The organism is Bordetella genomosp. 12 (assembly GCF_002261355.1).
GTDB lineage: Bacteria > Pseudomonadota > Gammaproteobacteria > Burkholderiales > Burkholderiaceae_B > Bordetella.
Genome location: NZ_NEVU01000001.1, coordinates 684,379 through 704,303 on the forward strand (window position 1 = coordinate 684,379; position 19,925 = coordinate 704,303).

At 63.6% G+C, this 19,925-nt stretch carries 22 protein-coding genes and 1 other RNA gene; 11 read left to right on the plus strand and 12 right to left on the minus strand.

All coding sequences use genetic code 11. The features are described from left to right. Positions 1-15: 15 nt before the first annotated feature. Genes tolR through CAL22_RS03295 form a run of 4 tightly spaced genes read right to left on the minus strand, consistent with a single transcriptional unit; the run spans position 16 to position 3,360 of the window. On the minus strand, positions 16-477 hold the full coding sequence (tolR, locus tag CAL22_RS03280; protein ID WP_005018713.1) for a protein TolR: 462 nt from the start codon (positions 475-477) through the stop codon (positions 16-18). After that, positions 477-1,151: a protein TolQ gene (gene tolQ / locus CAL22_RS03285; RefSeq protein ID WP_094810312.1), complete on the minus strand. Its 675-nt coding sequence runs from the start codon at positions 1,149-1,151 to the stop codon at positions 477-479. Before tolQ ends, tolR begins: the two co-directional genes overlap by 1 nt. A gap of 2 nt (positions 1,152-1,153) precedes the next feature. Beyond that, the gene (ybgC, locus tag CAL22_RS03290; protein WP_094810314.1) at positions 1,154-1,576 is read right to left on the minus strand and encodes a tol-pal system-associated acyl-CoA thioesterase; all 423 of its coding nucleotides are present in this window, start codon (positions 1,574-1,576) and stop codon (positions 1,154-1,156) included. Between the two features lie 53 nt (positions 1,577-1,629). Next, positions 1,630-3,360 (minus strand): proline--tRNA ligase, encoded by a 1,731-nt coding sequence (locus tag CAL22_RS03295; RefSeq protein ID WP_094810316.1) that lies wholly within the window; start codon positions 3,358-3,360, stop codon positions 1,630-1,632. A gap of 65 nt (positions 3,361-3,425) precedes the next feature. On the opposite strand from CAL22_RS03295, the gene CAL22_RS03300 reads away from it, so the two are divergent. The 5 genes from CAL22_RS03300 (at position 3,426) to CAL22_RS03320 (ending at position 8,391) form a co-directional block, all read left to right on the plus strand. Beyond that, positions 3,426-3,995, plus strand: coding sequence for an RNA pyrophosphohydrolase (locus tag CAL22_RS03300; RefSeq protein WP_005018723.1), 570 nt, complete (start codon positions 3,426-3,428; stop codon positions 3,993-3,995). Next, positions 3,976-4,662, plus strand: a complete 687-nt coding sequence (locus CAL22_RS03305; protein WP_094810318.1) for a response regulator — start codon at positions 3,976-3,978, stop codon at positions 4,660-4,662. Before CAL22_RS03300 ends, CAL22_RS03305 begins: the two co-directional genes overlap by 20 nt. A 22-nt stretch (positions 4,663-4,684) precedes the next feature. Continuing rightward, complete coding sequence (locus tag CAL22_RS03310) at positions 4,685-6,187, plus strand: sensor histidine kinase (RefSeq protein ID WP_094811104.1); 1,503 nt, start codon at positions 4,685-4,687, stop codon at positions 6,185-6,187. A gap of 228 nt (positions 6,188-6,415) precedes the next feature. Further along, positions 6,416-6,865, plus strand: a complete 450-nt coding sequence (locus tag CAL22_RS03315; protein ID WP_094810320.1) for a tripartite tricarboxylate transporter TctB family protein — start codon at positions 6,416-6,418, stop codon at positions 6,863-6,865. A 5-nt stretch (positions 6,866-6,870) separates the two neighbouring features. Continuing rightward, positions 6,871-8,391, plus strand: coding sequence for a tripartite tricarboxylate transporter permease (locus tag CAL22_RS03320; protein ID WP_094810322.1), 1,521 nt, complete (start codon positions 6,871-6,873; stop codon positions 8,389-8,391). 74 nt (positions 8,392-8,465) lie between these two features. On the opposite strand, the gene CAL22_RS03325 is transcribed toward CAL22_RS03320, so the two are convergent. The 6 genes from CAL22_RS03325 to CAL22_RS03350 all read right to left on the minus strand — a co-directional run bounded on the left by CAL22_RS03325 (position 8,466) and on the right by CAL22_RS03350 (position 14,540). Next, entirely contained in the window at positions 8,466-9,185 is a 720-nt protein-coding gene (locus CAL22_RS03325) for an enoyl-CoA hydratase/isomerase family protein (protein ID WP_094810324.1), read from the minus strand. Further along, positions 9,182-10,330, minus strand: a complete 1,149-nt coding sequence (locus tag CAL22_RS03330) for a CaiB/BaiF CoA transferase family protein (protein WP_094810326.1) — start codon at positions 10,328-10,330, stop codon at positions 9,182-9,184. Before CAL22_RS03330 ends, CAL22_RS03325 begins: the two co-directional genes overlap by 4 nt. A gap of 102 nt (positions 10,331-10,432) precedes the next feature. Further along, on the minus strand, positions 10,433-11,362 hold the full coding sequence (locus CAL22_RS03335; protein WP_094810328.1) for a LysR family transcriptional regulator: 930 nt from the start codon (positions 11,360-11,362) through the stop codon (positions 10,433-10,435). A gap of 155 nt (positions 11,363-11,517) precedes the next feature. Continuing rightward, positions 11,518-12,423 (minus strand): NAD(P)-dependent oxidoreductase, encoded by a 906-nt coding sequence (locus tag CAL22_RS03340; protein ID WP_094810330.1) that lies wholly within the window; start codon positions 12,421-12,423, stop codon positions 11,518-11,520. Positions 12,424-12,557: 134 nt separating this feature from the next. Continuing rightward, positions 12,558-14,063: a tripartite tricarboxylate transporter permease gene (locus CAL22_RS03345; RefSeq protein WP_094810332.1), complete on the minus strand. Its 1,506-nt coding sequence runs from the start codon at positions 14,061-14,063 to the stop codon at positions 12,558-12,560. Between the two features lie 21 nt (positions 14,064-14,084). Next, positions 14,085-14,540 (minus strand): tripartite tricarboxylate transporter TctB family protein, encoded by a 456-nt coding sequence (locus CAL22_RS03350; RefSeq protein ID WP_094810334.1) that lies wholly within the window; start codon positions 14,538-14,540, stop codon positions 14,085-14,087. Positions 14,541-15,022: 482 nt separating this feature from the next. Between CAL22_RS03350 and CAL22_RS03355 the strand changes: the two genes are divergently transcribed. From CAL22_RS03355 to CAL22_RS03370, 4 genes are all read left to right on the plus strand, one after another. Next, on the plus strand, positions 15,023-15,469 hold the full coding sequence (locus tag CAL22_RS03355; RefSeq protein ID WP_244193769.1) for a hypothetical protein: 447 nt from the start codon (positions 15,023-15,025) through the stop codon (positions 15,467-15,469). Continuing rightward, complete coding sequence (locus CAL22_RS03360) at positions 15,469-15,780, plus strand: cell division protein ZapA (RefSeq protein WP_094810337.1); 312 nt, start codon at positions 15,469-15,471, stop codon at positions 15,778-15,780. Before CAL22_RS03355 ends, CAL22_RS03360 begins: the two co-directional genes overlap by 1 nt. A 38-nt stretch (positions 15,781-15,818) precedes the next feature. Then, positions 15,819-16,003: non-coding RNA, 6S RNA (gene ssrS / locus CAL22_RS03365), on the plus strand. 97 nt (positions 16,004-16,100) lie between these two features. Beyond that, on the plus strand, positions 16,101-16,859 hold the full coding sequence (locus CAL22_RS03370; protein ID WP_094810339.1) for an SIMPL domain-containing protein: 759 nt from the start codon (positions 16,101-16,103) through the stop codon (positions 16,857-16,859). Here the strand turns inward: CAL22_RS03370 and lgt are convergent. Continuing rightward, a complete protein-coding gene (gene lgt / locus CAL22_RS03375; protein WP_094810341.1) occupies positions 16,828-17,622 on the minus strand; it encodes a prolipoprotein diacylglyceryl transferase in 795 nt (264 codons plus the stop codon). The two genes, CAL22_RS03370 and lgt, sit on opposite strands and share 32 nt — an antisense overlap. A gap of 179 nt (positions 17,623-17,801) precedes the next feature. On the opposite strand from lgt, the gene CAL22_RS03380 reads away from it, so the two are divergent. Both CAL22_RS03380 and msrA read left to right on the plus strand, forming a co-directional pair. Further along, positions 17,802-18,137: a c-type cytochrome gene (locus CAL22_RS03380; RefSeq protein ID WP_094810343.1), complete on the plus strand. Its 336-nt coding sequence runs from the start codon at positions 17,802-17,804 to the stop codon at positions 18,135-18,137. A 13-nt stretch (positions 18,138-18,150) separates the two neighbouring features. Further along, positions 18,151-18,711 carry a peptide-methionine (S)-S-oxide reductase MsrA gene (gene msrA / locus CAL22_RS03385; protein WP_432264287.1) on the plus strand — a complete coding sequence of 187 codons (561 nt, stop codon included), beginning with the start codon at positions 18,151-18,153 and terminating at the stop codon, positions 18,709-18,711. Between the two features lie 61 nt (positions 18,712-18,772). Here msrA and hppD read toward each other — a convergent pair whose 3' ends face one another. Further along, entirely contained in the window at positions 18,773-19,885 is a 1,113-nt protein-coding gene (hppD, locus tag CAL22_RS03390; protein WP_094810347.1) for a 4-hydroxyphenylpyruvate dioxygenase, read from the minus strand. Positions 19,886-19,925: the final 40 nt, after the last annotated feature.

The window sequence follows — 19,925 nt, forward strand, 5'->3', positions numbered from 1 at the left end:
GGCGTGGTGCGCCGGTCAGCGTTTCTTGGCGGGCGTGGACGGCGGCTGCGAACTGCCGCCCTGATCCACCAGCAGGCCCAGGCGCGTGACGCCATTGCTGCGCAACTCGTCCATTACCTTGACCACGGTTTCATAGGGGACTTTGCCGTCGGCGGCGATCACGACCGGGGTCTCGGCGGTGATGCGCGAGCGCACCTCGCTGACCAGCGCCGTGCGGGCGATGTCCTGCAATTCGGCGCCGGGCTCGCGCATGCGCAGGGCAATCTGGCCGTCCTGCGAGATCTGGACTTCCAGCGGTTTGGCGGGCACATCGGCCGCAGCGCCCACCGAGGGCAGCTGGATCAGTCCGGGCGTGATCAGCGGCGCGGTGACCATGAAGATCACCAGCAGAACCAGCATCACGTCGATGTAGGGCACGACGTTGATGTCGGCCTTCATGCGGCGGCCGCCGCGGCCGCTGGAACGTACCGAAGGCATTAGCGCACCTGCCGCTGCAAGATGTTCAGGAACTCATCGACGAAGCTGTCGAAGCGGATCGAGATGCGGTCGATGTCGTTGGTGAAGCGGTTGTACGCCACCACGGCGGGGATGGCGGCGAACAGGCCGATGGCCGTGGCGATCAGGGCTTCGGCGATGCCGGGAGCCACCGAGGCCAGCGTGGCCTGCTGCATGTTCGACAGGCCGATGAAGGCATGCATGATGCCCCACACCGTGCCCAGCAGGCCGATATAGGGGCTCACCGAGCCGGCCGAAGCCAGGAAGTTCAGATGCGATTCGAGCGAATCCATTTCGCGCTGGTAAGCCGCCCGCATGGCGCGGCGCGGGCCGTCCAGTTGCGCGACCGAGTCCCCGCCGCCGCGGCGGGCCTTGAGGAATTCGGTCATGCCGGCGTCGAAGATGCGCGCCAGGGCGCCTTGTTCGTCGCGGCGGCTGGCCACGGCCTGCTGCAGCATGGCCAGATCGCCGCCCGACCAGAAGTCGTCTTCGAACCGGCGCGTCTGCTGATGCGCGCGCTTGATCGCCATTCGCTTGGCGAAAATATATGTCCAGGACATAACCGAGATGCCCAGGAGCAGCAGCATGATGAATTGAACTGGCACGCTGGCATTGAGAATCAGCGAAGACAACGACATGTCGCTGGTGACTTGCATGGTTATTCCTGAGTGAATTCCAGTAGGGCGCGGAGGAAATCGGGCAACCCCGCGGGTCGCAAGCGTTCCGAGTCTACGCAACAGACTTGGATTTGCCCTTCGGCTAGCAGTTCCCCGTCCCGCTCGGCGCGCTGTGCAAAGTGTATCGAAGCACGGCCCAGTCGTGTGACGCGGCTGCGGATCGTGAGCAGGTCATCGAGCCGCGCCGGCCGCCGGTAGGCCATGTCCAGAGACTGGACGACGAACAGCCGCTTTTCCTCGCGCGCCAGCCGAGACTGGTCGACTCCGAGATTGCGCAGCCATTCGGTGCGGGCACGCTCGAAGAACTTGAGGTAATTGGCATAGAAAACCACGCCGCCGGCGTCCGTGTCTTCATAGTAGACACGCACGCTCAGCGCGGATTCGGCAGACGTCGGCAGACTCACGATGGATAAACGGCCTAGGGGAAACCCGGGCCAATAATGACCCGGGGCGCAGTCTACAGCGTTTCGAGCTTGTCCAGTATCTCTTTCAGTGCCGAATCCAGCGAAATTTTTTCAGCCTCTGTCTGACGCCGTCCCTGCAGCTCGATGACCCCGTCGTTGAGGCCGCGGTCGCCGATGGTGACCCGCAAGGGCACGCCGATCAGTTCCCATTCAGCGAACATCACGCCCGGACGGGCGTCGCGGTCATCCAGGATGACATCCACGCCGCGTTCGCGCAGGGCGGCGTAGAGCTCCTCCGCCTTGTTACGTACGGTTTCACTTTTGCCCCAGCCAACCGGGCAAATCACGACCTCGAAGGGGGCGATGGCGCGCGGCCAGATGATGCCCTTGCTGTCGAAGTTCTGTTCGATGGCCGCCCCGACGATGCGGGTCACGCCGATACCGTAGCAACCCATTTGCATGACGGCCGGCTTGCCGGTTTCGTCCAGGAAGGTCGCCTTCAGGGCTTCCGAGTACTTGGTGCCCAGGAAAAACACGTGCCCGACTTCGATACCGCGCTGGATGGCCAGTTTGCCCTTGCCGTCGGGGGAGGGATCGCCCGCCACCACATTGCGCAGATCGGCCACCCGTTCGGCTTCGGGCAGATCGCGGCCCCAGTTCACGCCGCGGATATGGAAGTCCTCGCGATTGGCGCCGCACACGAAGTCAGCCATGTTGGCCACGGTGCGGTCGGCGATGATGCGCACCGGCTTGGCCGTGCCGATCGGGCCCAGATAGCCCGGTTTGCAGCCGAAATGCTCGACGATCTCGGCTTCGGTGGCAAAACGGAAGTTCTTCAGGCCAGGCAGCTTGCCCGCCTTGATCTCATTGAGTTCATGGTCGCCGCGCAGCAGCAGCAGCCAGACTTGCACGCCATCGTCTTCGGATTCGGTGGCCAGCACGATGGACTTGATGGTCTGCGTCAGCGGCAGGCCCAGCAGCTTGGCGACATCCTCGCACTTGGCCGCGCCCGGGGTGGCAACCTGCTGCATGGCCTCGGCCGGCGCGGCACGCTCGGCCAACAGGCAGGGCGCCTCGGCCAGTTCGATATTGGCGGCGTACTCCGACTCGGGGTTGAAGACCAGCAGGTCCTCGCCGGTATCGGCGATCACCTGGAATTCATGGCTGCGCGACCCGCCAATGGAGCCGGTATCGGCGGCCACGGCGCGGAATTCCAGCCCGAGACGGCGGAAAATCCGGTGATAGGCATCGAACATGATGTCGTAGCTGCGGCCCGCGGCGGCCTCGTCGCGGTCGAAGGAATAGGCGTCCTTCATGGTGAATTCGCGGCCGCGCATCACCCCGAAGCGCGGGCGGCGTTCGTCCCGGAACTTGGTCTGGATGTGATAGAAATTCACCGGCAGCTGGCGGTAGCTGTGGATTTCGTTACGGGCGATGTCGGTGATGACCTCCTCGGAGGTCGGCTGCAGCACGAAGTCGCGCTGGTGCCGGTCCTTGATACGCAGCAATTCCGGGCCGTATTGCTCCCAGCGCCCCGATTCCACCCAGAGCTCGGCCGGTTGCACGACCGGCATCAGCAGCTCCACGGCGCCCGCGGCATTCATCTCGTCGCGGATGATGCCTTCGACCTTGCGGATGACCTTCAGGCCCAGGGGCATGTAGGTGTAGATGCCGCCGGCCAGTTTCCGGATCATGCCGGCCCGCGTCATGAGTTTGTGGCTGGCGACTTCTGCCTCGGCAGGAGCCTCTTTCAGGGTGTTGATATGGTAGTTGGATGCGCGCATGTTTAAAGGTGGCAGCAGATACGTATAATCGTCCGTAATTGTATTGAATTCGGTGGGGGTGGCCCATGCTTGATCGCGAAGGCTACCGCCCCAATGTCGGCATCATTCTCGTCAACGGTAAAAACGAGGTCTTTTGGGGCAAGCGAATCCGGGAGCACGCCTGGCAATTCCCGCAAGGCGGCATCAAATATGGCGAAAGCCCGGTGCAGGCCATGTATCGCGAACTCCATGAGGAAGTGGGCCTCAAGCCCGAGCATGTCCGCATTTTGGGGCGTACACGTGATTGGTTACGTTATAACGTGCCGGATCACTTCGTCCGGCGTGAGTGGCGTGGCCACTATAAAGGACAAAAGCAGATTTGGTTCCTGCTGCGGCTGGTTGGGCGCGACAGCGACGTTTGCCTGCGCTCGACGCAGCATCCGGAGTTCGACGCCTGGCGCTGGAGCCAGTATTGGGTGCCCTTGGACGCGGTGATCGAGTTCAAGCGCGATGTTTACACACAGGCCTTGAACGAGTTGGCTACGATCCTGTTCCGCCGGCATCACGAAACGCGCTACTTGCGGCAGCGTGTGCACGGACCTCGCTCTTCAGATAATTCCGCGGAAACAGACGGACATGCGCATATTGCTGGTTGAAGATGAGCGCGACATGGCCTCGTGGCTCATGCGCGCGCTGGCGCAAAGCGGGTTTTTGCCCGACCATGCGCCGGATGCGCGCACGGCCGAAGGCTTGATGGCCGGCAATGAGTACGATGCCATCGTCATGGATCTGCGTCTGCCCGACAAGCACGGGCTGGTGCTGTTGCGCGAGATGCGCAATCGCGACGATCGCACGCCGGTCCTGCTGCTGACCGCGCAGGGCGCTTTGCAGGATCGCGTGCGCGGCCTGAATCTGGGCGCCGACGATTTCCTGACCAAGCCTTTCGCGCTCGAGGAACTCGAGGCCCGCCTGACCGCCCTGGTGCGGCGCAGCCGCGGGCGTCAGCATCCGCGGCTGCAATGCGGGTCGCTGTCGTATGACGGCGAGAGCCGGGCCTTCACTCTGGACGGTTCGCTGCTCTTTCTGACCCCGCGCGAACACGCCGCGCTGGCCGCGCTGCTGACCCGCAGCGGTTATCCGGTGGACAAGGCCCAGTTGTTCGGCAAGGTTTTCACGCATGACAGCGAGGCCAACCCCGACGCCATCGAGGTGGTGCTGCACCGCCTGCGCAAGAAGCTTGCCGGCAGCGATGTACGTATCGTGACCGTGCGCGGCCTGGGATACATGCTCGAAAGCGTGGCGCGTGAGCCCTCTGAGTCCTGAGCGCCGCTGGCGCCGGCCCTTGCTGGGCATCCGGGCGCTGCTGATTTCGCTGCTGCTGCCCGGGGTGATCCTGCTGTTGGTCATCGACAGCCTGAACGACTACCGCACGCTGTCGGCCATCACCAACGAAGCCTACGATTCGGCCTTGCTCGAGCCGGCGCGCGTGCTCGAGAGCAGCCTGGAGTTCAATCCGGACGGCAGTCTGCAGGTGGCCACGCCCCTGTACGCTCAGGTGATGCTCGAATCGCGGGCGGGCCTGCGCAAATACTTTCGCATCGAAGAAATCGATCCTCCCTGGCCGGAAGGCGCCAAGAATCAGCCGAACGATGGCCGCAGCCTGGCCGGCATGCCCGAGATGCCGCGCCCGCCGGAGTGGCCGCAGGGCAATGGGCAGCCGGTGTTCTACGATGCGGTCTATCGCAACGATCCCGTGCGGGCCGTCGCCGTTTTGCGCGATCTCTACTACCACGGGCAGCACCGCCAGGTGCTGGTCATCGTGGCCGAAAGCATGGGCAAGCGCCTGGCGGCCGAGGCTGCCGCCCAGCGCCAGGAAGTGCTGCGCGATGCGCGCATGCTGGCCCTGGTGGCCTTGCTGGTGTGGTGGGGCGTGACCTGGGCCCTGCGGCCCCTGGTGCGGCTGCGCAACGATATCCGCTCGCGCCGCCAGGATGACCTGACCGCGCTGGACGCGTCGCGCGTGCCCAGCGAAGTCGCGCCGCTGGTCGAGGCGGTCAACTATCACATTGCCCGCCACCGGCACGTGATCGACGAACAGGCCCAGTTTCTGGCCGACGCATCGCATCAGTTGCGCACACCGCTGGCCATCATGCTCACGCAGGCCCAGTATGCGCTGCGCGAGCGCGACCCCGCGCGCGCGCAGGAAGGCCTGCGCGCCATCGTCGATCAATTGGGCCGCACCCGGCGCTTGACCGAACAGTTGCTGTCGCTGGCGCACGCCAATCAGGCCGAAGTTACGCCGCGGCAGGTGCTGGACCTCAATGACCTGGCGCGCGAGGTGGTGTTGCAGTATCTGCCCCTGGCGCACGAGAAACGCCAGGATCTGGGCTGGGTCGACGCGCGCGGTGAGGACACCGCCCATGAGGACAGCGGCCAGGCCGTGGTGCCTGTCATGGGGAGCGAGGCCGAGCTGCACGAGTTGCTTTCAAATCTCGTGCATAACGCCATCAATTACGCGCCCGTCGGCGCGCGCATCACGGTTTCCGTGGTGAAGAAGGCCGGGCGGGCGGAAGTCATCGTCGCCGATAACGGGCCCGGCATCGATCCGGTGCTGCGCGCACGGGCCTTCGCACGCTTTGACCGCATCGGCGGTGAGCGTTCTCCTTCGTCGTCGGGCACCGGCCTCGGCCTGTCCATCGCGCGCGGCTTTGCGCGCCGCAACGACGGCGATATCGAGCTGTGCGATGGTGAGCCCAATGACCAGGGCGGGCATGGCCTGGCCGCCGTGTTCTGGATGCCCACCATCGACGCTGACGCGTCCGCATCCGCTCCTGAAGCGCGCTCCTGAAGCAAAACTTGCCGAATATGCCTAGGGATAACCCCGGGATTCAGGAACCCGACAGTCAATAGAAAGCGGATTAGCAGCTTCGCTTCGTATTCTGCGTGCCGGTCCCGTTGAAAACGGGATATGCCGCGTCCGCATTTGGGGCGTTGGCGGAACAACCGCGCCCAGGGCGCGCGAGGAGCACGTGTGGACTTATCAAGCTATAAAAAGGATTACTACGGGGGAGCGTTGATGGTGCTGGTCGGCCTGGGCGCCGTGTATGCCGGTACTGATTATCATCTTGGCTCTTTGTCCCATATGGGCCCGGGGTTCTTCCCGGCAGCAGTGGGCGGCCTGCTGGCCTTCGTCGGCCTGTTGATCGCCATTTCGGCCCGTACCAAGGGCGCCGCCGACCTCGGCGAAGAAGCGCCCGAGACACCGGAACCCGGCGGGCATAGCCACGCTTTTCCGGATATCCGCGGCAGCATCTGCATCCTGCTCGGCATCCTGGCGTTTCTCCTTCTGGGCGAGTGGGGCGGCTTGCTGCCGGCCACGTTTGCCATCGTGTTCATCTCGGCGCTGGGTGATCGCACCAACACGTTGAAACAGGCTCTGTACTTGTCCCTGTCGATGTGCGCGATTGCTGTCGTTGTTTTCTGGTGGGCGCTGCAGTTGCAGTTGCCGCTGTTTCGCTGGGGTTGAACGCCATGATCATGCAATCTTTGACTGACCTCTGGTACGGCTTCGGAGTCGCCTTCCAGTGGCACAACCTGATGTGGTCGTTCTTCGGCGTGCTGGTGGGTAACCTCATCGGCGTGCTGCCCGGCATGGGCGCGCTGTCGGCCATCTCCATCCTGCTGCCGCTGACCTACGTCATGCAACCGGTGCCCGCCATCCTGATGCTGGCCGGTATTTTCTACGGCTCGCAATACGGCGGCGCCATCGGCGCGATCCTGCTGAATCTGCCCTCGCATCCGCCGCATGCGGTGACCTGCCTGGACGGCTACCCGATGACCAAACAGGGTAAGGGGGGGACGGCGCTAGGCATCACGATGATCTGTTCTTTCTTTGCCGCCTCGGTCGGCATCATCGTGATGATCTTCGCTTCGCCGCTGCTGGTCGAAGTGGCTTTCAAGTTCGGTCCCACCGAAATCTTCTCCATCATGCTCCTGGGCTTGCTGGCCGGCGCCACGATGTCGCGCGGCTCGCCGCTGCGTGGCGTGGCCATGACGCTGTTCGGTCTGCTGTGCGGCGTGGTGGGCACCGACGTGAATACGGGCACGATCCGCTTCTCGTTCGGTCTGCTCGATCTGTCCGATGGCCTGGAACTGGTCGCCATCTCCATGGGGTTGTTCGGGGTGGCCGACTTCCTGATGAGCGTCAATCGCATGGCGTCGATCAGCACCGGCGCCAAGCTGCGGGTGCGTGATATGCGGCCCACCAAGGCCGAAATGAAGCAGGCCTTCATGCCCATGGTGCGCGGCACGCTCGTGGGCACGGTGTTTGGCGCCATGCCCGGCACGGGCCCGACCATCACCACCTTCATCGCCTACGCTCTGGAGCGCAAAGTCTCCAAGACGCCCGAGAAATTCGGCACGGGCATGATCGCCGGGGTGGCCGCGCCTGAAGCTTCCTCGCACTCCAAGACGCAGGTCGACTTCATCCCGACGATGAGCCTGGGTATTCCCGGCGACGCCGTCATGGCGCTGATACTGGGCGCGCTGCTCATTCAGGGCATCCAGCCCGGTCCGCAGCTCATCACCGAGCATCCGGACATCTTCTGGGGGTTGATTGCCAGCTTCTGGGTGGGCAATGTGCTGTTGATGGTGCTCAACGTGCCGCTGATCGGTGTATGGGTGAAGTTGCTGCAAGTCCCGTACCGCTATCTGTTCCCGTCCGCGCTGTTCTTTATCGCGGTGGGGGTCTTCAGTACGCAGAACAGCTTGTTCCAGATCTGGGAAGTGCTGGCCTTCGGTGTGATCGGCGCCTTGCTCATGTTCCTGGATTTTTCGGTGGCGCCTATTTTGCTGGGCTTCGTGCTCGGCCCGATGGTCGAAGAGAACTTCCGTCGTGCCTTGCTGTTGTCGCGCGGCGATATGATGATCTTCGTCGAGCGTCCGATCAGTGCCTGGTTCATTGCGGCCAGCGCATTGCTGATCCTCGCGCAGATCTGGGCTTATGTGCGGCGTAATCGCAAAAAGCCGCAGACCGCGCAGACGTCGGCCTGATCAGAATACAACTCAGCGTGTGGGGCGGCCTTCGTGCCGCCCTTTTTTTCGCCTGTCAGTCAGGCCCGCCCGGCTCAGGCGGCCCGAAAAGCGTGGATGCGCTGCTTCAGGCCCGGGTGCGAGGCGGAGCGGACCAGGGCCGCCATGTCGCCATCCGGATCTGCGCGGCGGGTCAGCGCACGCAGCCATTGGCGGCTGTCCGCGGGCAGCGACAGCACATTCTCGCGGGTCTGAGCGATCCGCTGCGGCCACTCATCGACGGGCGCCACACCTTGCAGCAAACCGATGTGCCGGGCATGCGCGGCGTCGAAGCTGCGGGCGCTTTCCAGCACCTCATAGGCAGGGTCTTCTCCGACGAGCTGGGCGAACCGGCGGGTGCCCAACGCCAGGCCGAACTTCAGGCCTGGCAGGCGAAAGCGCGCATCGGGCGCGGCCCATCGATGGCGGCAGGCCGCGATGAGGTCGACCCCGGCGCCAAAATTATTGCCATGCGCCAGCGCCAGCGTCGTGCAGGGGCCATACGCCACCGCTTGCAAGAGCGTTTCGATACGGATGAAACGCAGCACCAGATCGCCTTCGCTGGCGGTCTCGAAGTCGGAGAAATCAAAGCCGGCCGAGAAGTTGCTGCCCTCGCCGCGCAGGATCAACAGCGGCACCTGCGCCGATTGCGCGGCCTGCACGGCCTCGAGCAGCAATTCCACCAGCTCCGCCGACAAGGCATTGCGCTTGTGCGGGCGGTTCAGTGTCAGCTCCCAGTGTTGCGCATGGCGCCCGATTTTCAGCGCGTCGCTCATTCCTCGGGCTCCTGCAGGATGTCCGCGTTGTGCTCGCCCAGGGCCGGCGGATTTCTGCGCACGGGCAAGCCCTGGCCGTTGATCTTGATGGGCGAAGTGAAAGTCCGGGTGACATGCGCCCCGGGCAAGGTGATGTCCTGGACCCATTGCATGTGTTCGACCTGCGGATCGGCCAGCACCTGCGAATACGAATTGATGGGCGCGCTGGGTACGCCCGCCTCCTGAAAGCGCCGCAGCCAGTGGCTGGCGTCCTGGGTCGCGAACACGTCTTCCAGCAGTTGCCGCAGCGCATCCTGATGGCGGGCGCGCAGCGTCGTGGTCTGAAAGCGCTCGTCCTCGAACAACTCCGGGCGCTCTGCCACCTGGCAGACCGAGCGCCACAGGGCATTGTTGCCTGCGGCCATGGCGAAATAACCGTCGCGGCAGCGGAAGGCCTGGTAAGGCGCATTGCGCGGATGGGCCGAACCCAGTTTGACCGGGTCCTTGCCGCTGCCGAAATACTCGGAGGTCTGCAAGGCGGCAATGGCCAGGGTGGTGCCCAGCATGGGGACGTCGATGTGCGCGCCTTGCCCCGATTGCTCCACCTGGCGCAGCGCGGCCGCGATGGCGAATGCCCCGTATAGTCCGGCGGCGAAGTCCGCCAGGGGCACGCCGCATTTCACCGGTGCGCCCTCTGCCTCGCCGGTCACGCTCATTACGCCGGCCATGGCCTGAATCGTGAGATCGAAGCCGCCCTCGGCGGCGCGCGGGCCGGTCTGGCCGTAGGCCGAGATCGAGCAGTACAGCAGTTTGGGATTGACGCTTTTGAGGCTGTCGTAGTCCAGGCCCAGGCGTTGCATGACGCCTGGCCGGTTGTTCTCCAGCAGCACGTCGGCTTCGGCGGCCAATGCGCGGGCCTGTTGCAGACCCGAAGCCGATTTCAGGTCCAGGGTGACCGAGCGTTTGTTGCGGTTGAGCGAGGCGAAGTTCTCGCTATAGCCGTTGTTAATCGGCGGCCAGGCGCGCAAGGTGTCGCCGCCGTCGGGGTGTTCGATCTTGACCAGATCCGCGCCCATGTCGGCCAGCAGCATGCCGCAAAAGGGGCCGGCTGCGACATTGCAGAACTCAAGGACTCGGATGCCTTGCAAGGGAAGGGCGGTCTCCAACAGTCTGTCTCCTATAGGGCAGTGCGTTGCCTGGACCCGCTTCGTCGGCGAAGCGTGGCGGGGCGAAACTTTAGGCCCGGCCCAGCCGGGCCGGAGGCGGGCTCAGCGCGTCACCGGCTTCATGCCCATGCGCTCATAGCTGGGCGGCAGGCGCTCGAACAGAAAATCGACGAAGGCACGGACCGCGGGAATCATCCCGCGCCGCGAAGGGTAAATGCAATGCACGATGCCCTCGGGCGAACGCCAGTCCGCCAGCACGGGCACCAGTTCTCCCCGGCGCAGTTCGGCCTGCGTGGCCACCGCCGGCAGCAGCGCGATACCGCGGCCGCGCACCGCCGCTTCGGTCAGGACGATGAAGTCATTGCAGCACAAGCGCGGGGTCACCGTAATGGCGCGCTCCTGCCCCTGGCCGTTGTGCAAGGTCCAGATGACTTCGGTCTGCGGGTCGTTGAAGCTCAGGGTCGTGTGCCGGGCCAGATCTTCCGGGGTGTCCGGCGTGCCGTGGCGTTGCAGATAGGCCGGGCTGGCGACCAGTGTGCCGCTGGCCGCGCCCAACTGGCGCACGACGAGTTCGGCGTCGGTATCCAGCTTGGTGCGCACGCGTAAGGCCAGATCCACCCCTTCGCTGATCAAGTCCACCCGTCGGTTGGTGGCGAGCATCTGGATGGAAACCTCCGGCCAGGTGTCCAGGAATTCCGGCAGCAGCGGGGCCAGCAGTTGCTGCGCGATGGAGATGGGACAGCTCACGACGACAGGGCCTGACGGTTGCGTCTGCAACTGCCGCATGGCCTCATCGGCCGCCCGGGCTGCCGCGGTCATCTCGCGGCAGTAGTGCAGATAGCGTTCGCCGGCGGTGGTCAGGCGCAGCCGGCGCGTCGTGCGCTGCAGCAGCCTCACGCCCAGCCTTTCCTCCAGCTGGGAGATACGTCGTGACAGTCGCGATTTGGGCAGATCGAGCACGCGCGCCGCGGCACTGAAGCCGCCCTGATCGACGACTTGGGAAAAATAAAAAAGGTCGTTGAGGTCTTGCATGTTCGTTCTGGGAGTGGAACATTGACTTCATCATAGGCCGGTTTATGGCTTTGATGAAGTTTGCTGCGGCCGCCGGACAGGATGCGGCCGCGCCCGGCGGGCGAAAAAAAACGAGGGCGCAAGGCCCTCGTTCGATGCTGCGGCCGCCGCGCGGCTCAGTCGCGCAGGCGGGTGATGAGGCTGGAGGTGTCCCAGCGGCCGCCGCCGTTTTTCTGCACGTCGCCGTAGAACTGGTCCACCAAGGCGGTCAGCGGCAGTCGGGCGCCATTGTTGCGCGCTTCCGACAGGACCAGGCCGAGGTCCTTGCGCATCCAGTCCACCGCGAAACCGAAGTCGAATTTGCCGTCGACCATGGTGCCGCCGCGGTTTTCCATCTGCCAGCTTTGCGCCGCGCCCTTGCTGATGACGTCGAGCACCACCTTCATATCCAGATCGGCCGCCTGACCGAAAGCGATGGCTTCGGACAGGCCCTGCACCACGCCCGCGATGCAGATCTGGTTGACCATCTTGGCCAACTGGCCCGCACCCGGCGCGCCCACCAGCGTGACGGCGCGGCCGTAGGCTGCCGCCACGGGCTTGATGGCATCGAACACCGGGGCTTCGCCACCGCACATGATGGTGAGGACGCCGTTGACCGCGCCGGCCTGGCCGCCCGAGACCGGCGCATCGACGAACTGCAAGCCCAGTTCCTGGGCGCGGGCGTACAGCTCGCGTGCCACATCGGCCGAGGCCGTCGTGTGGTCGACAAACGTGGCGCCTTTGCTCATGCCGGCGAATGCGCCGTCCTCGCCCAGCACGACGCTGCGCAGATCATCGTCGTTGCCCACGCAGGCAAACACGATTTGCGCGCCCTGTGCCGCTTCACGGGGCGTGGGAGCCGACTTGCCGCCAAACTCCTGCACCCAGGCCTGAGCCTTGGCGGCGCTGCGGTTGTAGACGGTGACCTCGTGGCCCGCCTTGGCAAGGTGCCCGGCCATGGGCAGCCCCATGACGCCCAGCCCGAGGAAGGCGACCTTCTTAGCCGCGACGTTGTCATAGGTTTTCGAACCGATGCTTGCCATGCCTGATTTTCCCGGTGAGAGTAAGACAGCGAAGCCGTTAACTTACCCCAATCGCCTTCCGGCCGCGAGCGCGGCGCGCGGGCGAAAAAAAACCGGGCCCGCAGGCCCGGTTGATTCGATCGAAAAAGGACGGCTTATTCTTCTTCGACGAAGGTCTCTTCGCGCTTCTTGCGGATGGCCGGCAGTGCAACCAGAACCACCAGAGCCAGGGCCAGCGCCAGAAGCGAGGCCGACAGCGGACGGGTGATGAAGGTCGAGAAGTCACCGCGCGACAGCAGCAGGGCACGACGGAAGTTCTCTTCCATCATGGGGCCCAGCACCAGGCCCAGCAGCAGCGGCGCGCCTTCGCACTTCAACTTGGCCCAGACATAACCGACCACGCCGAAGGCGGCAGTCATGAAGATGTCGAAGCTGTTGTAGTTAAGCGAGTACACACCGATGGTGCAGAACACCAGAATCGCCGGGAACAGGATGCGGTAGGGCACCTTCAGCAGCTTGACCCACAGGCCGATGAGCGGCAGGTTCAGAATCACCAGCATCAGGTTGCCGATCCACATCGAGGCGATCAGACCCCAGAACAGCTCGGGGTGGCTGGACATGACCTGCGGACCCGGCTGGATGTTGTGGATGGTCATGGCGCCGACCATCAGCGCCATCACGGCGTTACCCGGGATGCCCAGGGTCAGCAGCGGGATGAAGGAGGTCTGAGCCGCGGCGTTGTTGGCCGATTCCGGACCCGCCAGGCCGGCCGGGTGGCCCTTGCCGAAGCGCTCGGGATTCTTCGAGATCTTCTTTTCCAGCGTGTAGGAGGCGAACGACGACAGCACGGCGCCGCCGCCCGGCAGGATGCCCAGGGCCGAACCCAGGGCGGTGCCGCGCAGCACGGCCGGGGCGGCTTCCTTGAATTCCTGCTTGTTCGGGTACAGCGAGCCGATCTTGTCGGTAATGTCGACGCGGTTTTCCTTCTGCTCGAGGTTGGTCATGATTTCGGAGAAACCGAACACGCCCATGGCCACGATGGCGAAGTCGATGCCGTCTTGCAGTTCGGGGATGCCGAAATCAAAACGCGCAACGCCCGAGTTCACGTCGGTGCCGACCATGCCCAGCAGCAGGCCGAGGATGATCATGGCGATGGCCTTGGGCAGCGAGCCCGAAGCCAGCACCACGGCGCCCACCAGACCCAGCACCATCAGCGAGAAGTACTCGGCGGGGCCAAACTTGAAAGCCACTTCGGCCAGCGGGGGCGCGAAGGCGGCCAGCAGCAGCGTGGCCACGCAACCGGCAAAGAAAGAACCCAGGGCTGCGATGGCCAGTGCCGAGCCGGCGCGGCCATTGCGGGCCATCTGGTGGCCGTCGAGCACGGTCACCACCGCGGATGTCTCACCCGGTAGTGCCACCAGGATGGCGGTTGTCGAACCACCGTATTGCGCACCGTAATAGATACCGGCCAGCATGATCAGACCGGCGACGGGCGGCAGCACATAGGTGATGGGCAGCAGCATGGCGATGGTCGGCACGGGGCCGATGCCGGGGAGCACGCCGATCAGCGTGCCCAGGATGCAGCCCAGCAGAGCGTAGGCCAGATTCTCGGGGCTGATGGCCACCGAAAAACCCAGCATGAGGTTGTCAAGCAATTCCATGGCGAGTGTTCTCCTCTAGCCTTAGATAAACGACGGCCACAGCGGGAAGATCAGCCCCAGGCCCTTGATGAAGGCCAGGTACGTGAACACCACCAGGAAAATGCCGTTGGCAACCGCGACCTTGAGACTGAACTCATGGCTTGCGAGGCTGCTCAGCACGACCAGCAGGAAGACCGCGATATACACACCGAGGAGCTTGAGCACCAGGGCGTAGACGACGACGGAGCCAATGACCAGAAACACGATGCGCCAGTCGAAACGGTCGACGTGCGTCTCGGTGGCCTTCTTCGAGAGCGAGCCGATCAGAACGATCGCGCCCAGCAAGGCAAGGACTAAGCCCAGCCAGAAAGGGAAGTACCCCGGTCCCATGCGGGCCGCAGTACCCATTTGGTAGCTGCTGGCCTGCCAGGAGAATCCCAGCCCGAGGATGATGAACATCACCCCCGACCAGAAATCCTGTCGATTGCGTAGCTGCATGATTGGTTGGCTCCTGTTTTACAGCGTGTAGATTGGTGCAAGCCCGCTGCCGTGTTGGTCACTGACGACGGGCACAAAAAAGGCACTTGGAGGTGCCATTCATTGTTGTTGAAAGCTTTCAGCGCTTTTATTGAAAGCGAGATTGCTCTTTTTTGAAGGGCGAATGGTAATGGAGGGGATCACGCATGCAAACCCTGGGCTACACCAGATACACTGGGGTTTTCCCTCGGTTTGGGCGCAAATAGGGGATGATCCGGGTCTATTCTGTAACCGCGGCGTCAGTTTGAAGGCGGTTTGAAAGCTTAATGAAAGCTTGAAGAAAGTTTGGCGAAAGCTGATTTGGGCTGTCGGAGTGGCCGGCCAGGTTTTACGGCCGCGACAGGCTTCTGGCAAAAAGCTTTCATGTGGTACTGAATATTGCCGGTTTTCTCAGCTTGCGTGAAGGGGCCCGAATCGGTTCCGGATGGTTTACGATAGCGCCCATGCTGCAAGACCTCGATCAACTCGCCGCCCGGCTAGGGCAATTGGTGCAACGCACCCGGCAACTGCACGCCGAGCGTGATGCGTTGCGTATCCGACTTAACGATAGCGACGCCGAAGCGCGCGCGCTCAAACAGCGCTGCGCCGACCGCGAAGCCGAACTCCAGGCCCTGAAAGAACAGATGCGCGATCACAGTGGCGCGCTCGACCTCTGCAAGGCCGAATCCCAACAGGCCGAAGCGGCGCTGCGCGAGCAGTTGGCGCGCGAGTCTGCCGACCGCCTCGCGCTGGAGGCCAGGGTCTCCGCGCGTGAGGGCGAGATGCAGCAGGCGCTGGCCGCGCGTGACGCCGAACTGCAGCGTCTGCGTCTGGCCGCCTCGTCGGCGCGCGAGCGTATCGACGCCGTATTGGCGCGCCTGCCTGGCGCCGCAGCGGGAGAACAAGCCTGATGGAACGCCTCGATGTCTCTATCCTGGGCCGCGACTATTCGCTCGCGTGCTCGGCCGAAGAAAAACCCGTCCTGCTGGCTGCGGTGCGCCATGTAGATCACCTCATGCTGCGCATTCAAGGCACGGGCAAGATCTCCAGCAATGAACGCATCGCCGTCATGGCCGCCTTGCAGATCGCTGGCGAGCTGCTGGCCATGAAAGCGCCGGACGGCCCGCTGGGAGGTTTGGCAGTTGGCGACTTCAAGCGTAGAATCGAAGAAATGAACCTGCTGCTCGACGACGCACTGTCGGGCCAGGAAAAGCTCATTTAAGCGTAGTTAAACGTCCCTCTGGACACTGCGTTGTCAGTTTGTCCCTGCGGTGCTCGTGACTTGGCCATACATTCTCTGAACCGATGCTATCGGCATAATGGTTGCGGGAGTGTTGAGCTGGAGTGATTGTCACTTTGTTGACGAACCCGATGCTCTTCGGATCGCGACCACCTTGAACCTAAGGGTTCGAGATGCCGGCCTAGACGGCACATGCGGGGCATCTATCCCGGCAGGCCTGCTTCCTTTGCGAAGCTTGGGCCTGCCTCGGGACCGGGTTTGCCCGGATCTTTCCCCCCCCCATCCATCTCACGGGTTTCCTCATGCACCGACCCTTAGCGTTTTCGCTCACCCGAATCGCGGCCGCCTGCTGCGCCACCCTGGCTTTGTCGGCCTTTCAGCCCAGTGTCGCCCAGACCGCGCCGACGGCCGCGCCTGAATCGCAGCGCAGCACCGCGCCCGAACTGAGTCTGCAGGCTTCGGCTTCGGCCGAGATCAAGCAGGATACGGTTCGCATCAGTCTGTCGGTCGAGGTCGAGGCCAATGATCAGGTCTCGGCCGGCAAGCGCCTGACGGCGGCGCTGGACGAGGTCGTCAAGCGCGCGCGCGGCGCCAAGAATGTCGAGGTGCGCTCCGGCGGCTACAACGTCTGGCCCAACACCAACGCCAAGGGCAAGATCGTCAACTGGCGCGGACAGGGCGAAGTCGTACTGGAATCCAAGGATTTCGAGGCTGCCTCGGCCCTGGCCGCCAAATTGGGCGACAAGACGGCGATCTCTAATATTGCTTTCTTTTTGTCGCGCGAGGGGCGCGAGGCCGAGGAGCGCAAGTTGCTGAGCCAGGCGGCCCAGGCTTTCAAAGAGCGGGCCTTGGCCGCGGCCAATGCCTTCGGCTTTGCGGGCTATCGTCTGGCCCGGCTGGAACTCGGGGGCGGGGGCGGCGCATCGGCGCCCATGCCGCGCATGATGACGGCGCAGATGGCCAAGGCGGACACGGCCGCCGCGCCGGCTCCGGGCGTTCCCCTGGAAGCCGGCGAAGTGACCGTCAGCGTCACGGTTGGCGGGACGATCGTCTTGCAGTAAAGACAAACAGGGCCAGGCCGGCCAGGAACATCGGCAGCGACAGCCACTGTCCCATGCTCATTCCGCCGGCCAGCAGTCCCAGGAAGTTGTCCGGCTCGCGCGTGAACTCCACCAGGAAGCGGAAAGCGCCGTATCCCATCAGAAAGAGGGCGCTGACCTGCCCGGTGGGGCGCGGCTTGCTCGAAAACCACCACAGGATCACGAACAGCACCAGCCCTTCCAACCCCAGTTCGTACAGTTGCGAGGGGTGGCGGGGCAGGTTGTCGCCCGACTGCGGGAAGACCATCGCCCAGGACACCGTCGAGGGGCGTCCCCAGAGCTCGCCGTTGATGAAGTTGCCCATGCGCCCGGCACCCAGGCCCAGCGGAATGAGCGGCGCGATGAAGTCGCTGATCGTAAAGAAGCTCACCCCTTTTTTGCGCGCGAACAGCAGCATCACCAGGATGACCCCGATCAGCCCGCCGTGAAAGGACATGCCGCCCTCCCACAGAAAGGCGATTTCCAGCGGATGGCTCAGGTAATAGCCGGGCTTGTAGAACAAGACATAGCCCAGCCGCCCGCCCAGCACCACGCCCAGCACGCTATAGAAAATCAGGTCTTCGAGATCCTTGGCCGTGAGGTTGCCGCCCTGTCCACGATTGATGCGATAGCGGCCCAGCAGATAGACCAGGGCGAAGGCCAGCAGATACATCAGGCCGTACCAATGAATCGCGAGCGGACCCAGGCGCAGGGCGACGGGGTCGAATTGAGGTGCTTGAAGCATGAGAGGTCTGTGAGAAAATTTATTCGATGATAACCGGCGTGCCTGCCGCGTGGCAGCCGGCGCGGGCTCAGTTGAAAGGACAGGCCCATGAAGAGATTCGTTCCCCATGGCAAACTCGGGTACCATCCTTGCGGTCGAGGGTAGTCCTGCAGGCGCTCTCCGTAGTGGAAGTCCGTATTATGTATTTGAATCTCAAGCTGATTCTTTGTGGCGTAGCGCTGCTGGCAGCAGGCGCGGCCCAGGCGCAGACCAACGGTCTGGACCTCGCCAAAAGCAAAGCCTGTATGGCCTGTCATCAGGTCGACAACAAGCGGGTGGGGCCGCCTTTTATCAGCGTGGCCGAGCGCTATGCCGACCATCCCGAGGCCGTCGATTATCTGGCCAACAAGATCCGCACGGGTGGGCGGGGCGCCTGGGGCGCCGTTCCCATGCCGGCGCAGTCGCAAGTCACGCCCGAAGAGGCCAGGCAGTTGGCGCAGTGGGTGCTGACGCTCAAGCCGGCCAAGCAACCCTGATCTCAAGGAAATCATGATGTCTGAATCCCCTGCTCGTTCCGGCCTGGAAGTCGCGGTGCTGGGCGGCGGCTGTTTCTGGTGCGTCGAAGCGGTTCTGAAGGACTTGCGTGGCGTGGTCAGCGTGCTGCCCGGTTATGCCGGCGGCCATGTCGACAACCCCAGTTATCAGCAAGTGTGCAACAAGGATACCGGGCACATCGAAGTGGCCCAGGTGCAGTTCGATCCGGCCGAACTGAGCTACGCCGATTTGTTGCGAGTCTTCTTCGCCACGCATGACCCGACCACGCCGGGCCGTCAGGGCAATGACGTCGGCCCTCAGTACGAATCGGCGATCTTCTGGCAGAACGACACGCAGCGTGCGCAGGCGCAGGCCGTGATCGAGGAAATCGACGCCGCGCGCATCTACGACGCGCCGGTGGTCACGCAATTGCTTGCGCCGGCGCGCTTCTGGCCGGCCGAAGACTACCATCGTGACTACTTCGCGCTGCACCCCGAGCAAGGCTATTGCCAGTTCGTGATCGCACCCAAGGTGGCGAAGTTTCGCAAGCAATTCCAGGATCGCCTCAAGCATTGAAGCGATGGCCGATGTGACGAAGCCCCCGGCAGGGGGCTTCGTCGTTTGCGGGTGGGCGGGTTCAGTCCGCGGTCTTGACCACGCCGCGGCGCATTTGGTCCAGCTCGATGGATTCGAACAGGGCTTTGAAGTTGCCCTCTCCGAACCCGTCATTACCCTTGCGCTGAATGATCTCGAAGAAGATGGGGCCGATCTGGTTCTCGGTGAAGATCTGCAGCAGCAGTCCGCCGCCCGGCGCGCCGTCGAGCAGGATGCGGTTTTTCTGCAGGCGATCCACGTTCTCGCCGTGCTGCGGCAGACGGCGGTCCAGCAGTTCGTAGTAGGTTTCCGGGGTGTCTAGAAAGACCACCCCATTCTTGCGCAGTGCTTCGATGGTTCCATAGATATCGTCTGTCGCCATCGCGATGTGCTGGATACCCTCGCCGCGGTACAGATCCAGGTATTCCTGGATTTGGCCTTTTTCCTCGGTGCCTTCCTCGTTGATGGGGATGCGGATATTGCCGCAAGGCGAGGTCATGGCCTTGGACTTCACGCCCGTCACTTTGCCTTCGATGTCGAAATAGCGGACCTCGCGGAAATTGAACAGACGCTCGTAGAACTCCGCCCACTCCGCCATGCGGCCTTTGTGCACGTTGTGCGTCAGGTGATCGACCAGGGTCAGGCCGGCGCCGGCATACGTCAGATCTTCCTGGGCATGGGCGGGATCGAGCGGCTCGAAATCCACGTCGTAGATGCTGATATCGCCAATCCCGCCATGGCCGTTCTTGCCGCGCCAGCGGTCCACGAGATAAATCAGCGAATCACCGATGCCCTTGATGGCCGGGATGTTCAGTTCCATCGGGCCGCTGTGCGAGTCGAAACCCCAGGCGCCCAGTTCCAGCGCGCGTTGATAGGCGCGCGCCGCGTCGTCCACGCGAAAGCCGATGGCACAGATCGACGGGCCGTGCAGGCGGGCGAAGCGTTGGGCGAAGGAATCCGGTTCGGCGTTGATCAGAAAGTTGATGCCCCCTTGGCGGTACAGCGTCACGTCCTTGTGGCGGTGTTTGGCGATCGCCTTGAAGCCCAGCAACTCGAACACCTTGCGCAGCGCCACGGGATCGGGGGCGGTGTACTCGATGAATTCAAAACCGGCGGTGCCCATGGGGTTGTCCCAAGGCTGGAATTGCGTCGTCATGGCTGCGCGTCCTTGTCTCTTTGTTGGTGTGCGAAAAGCA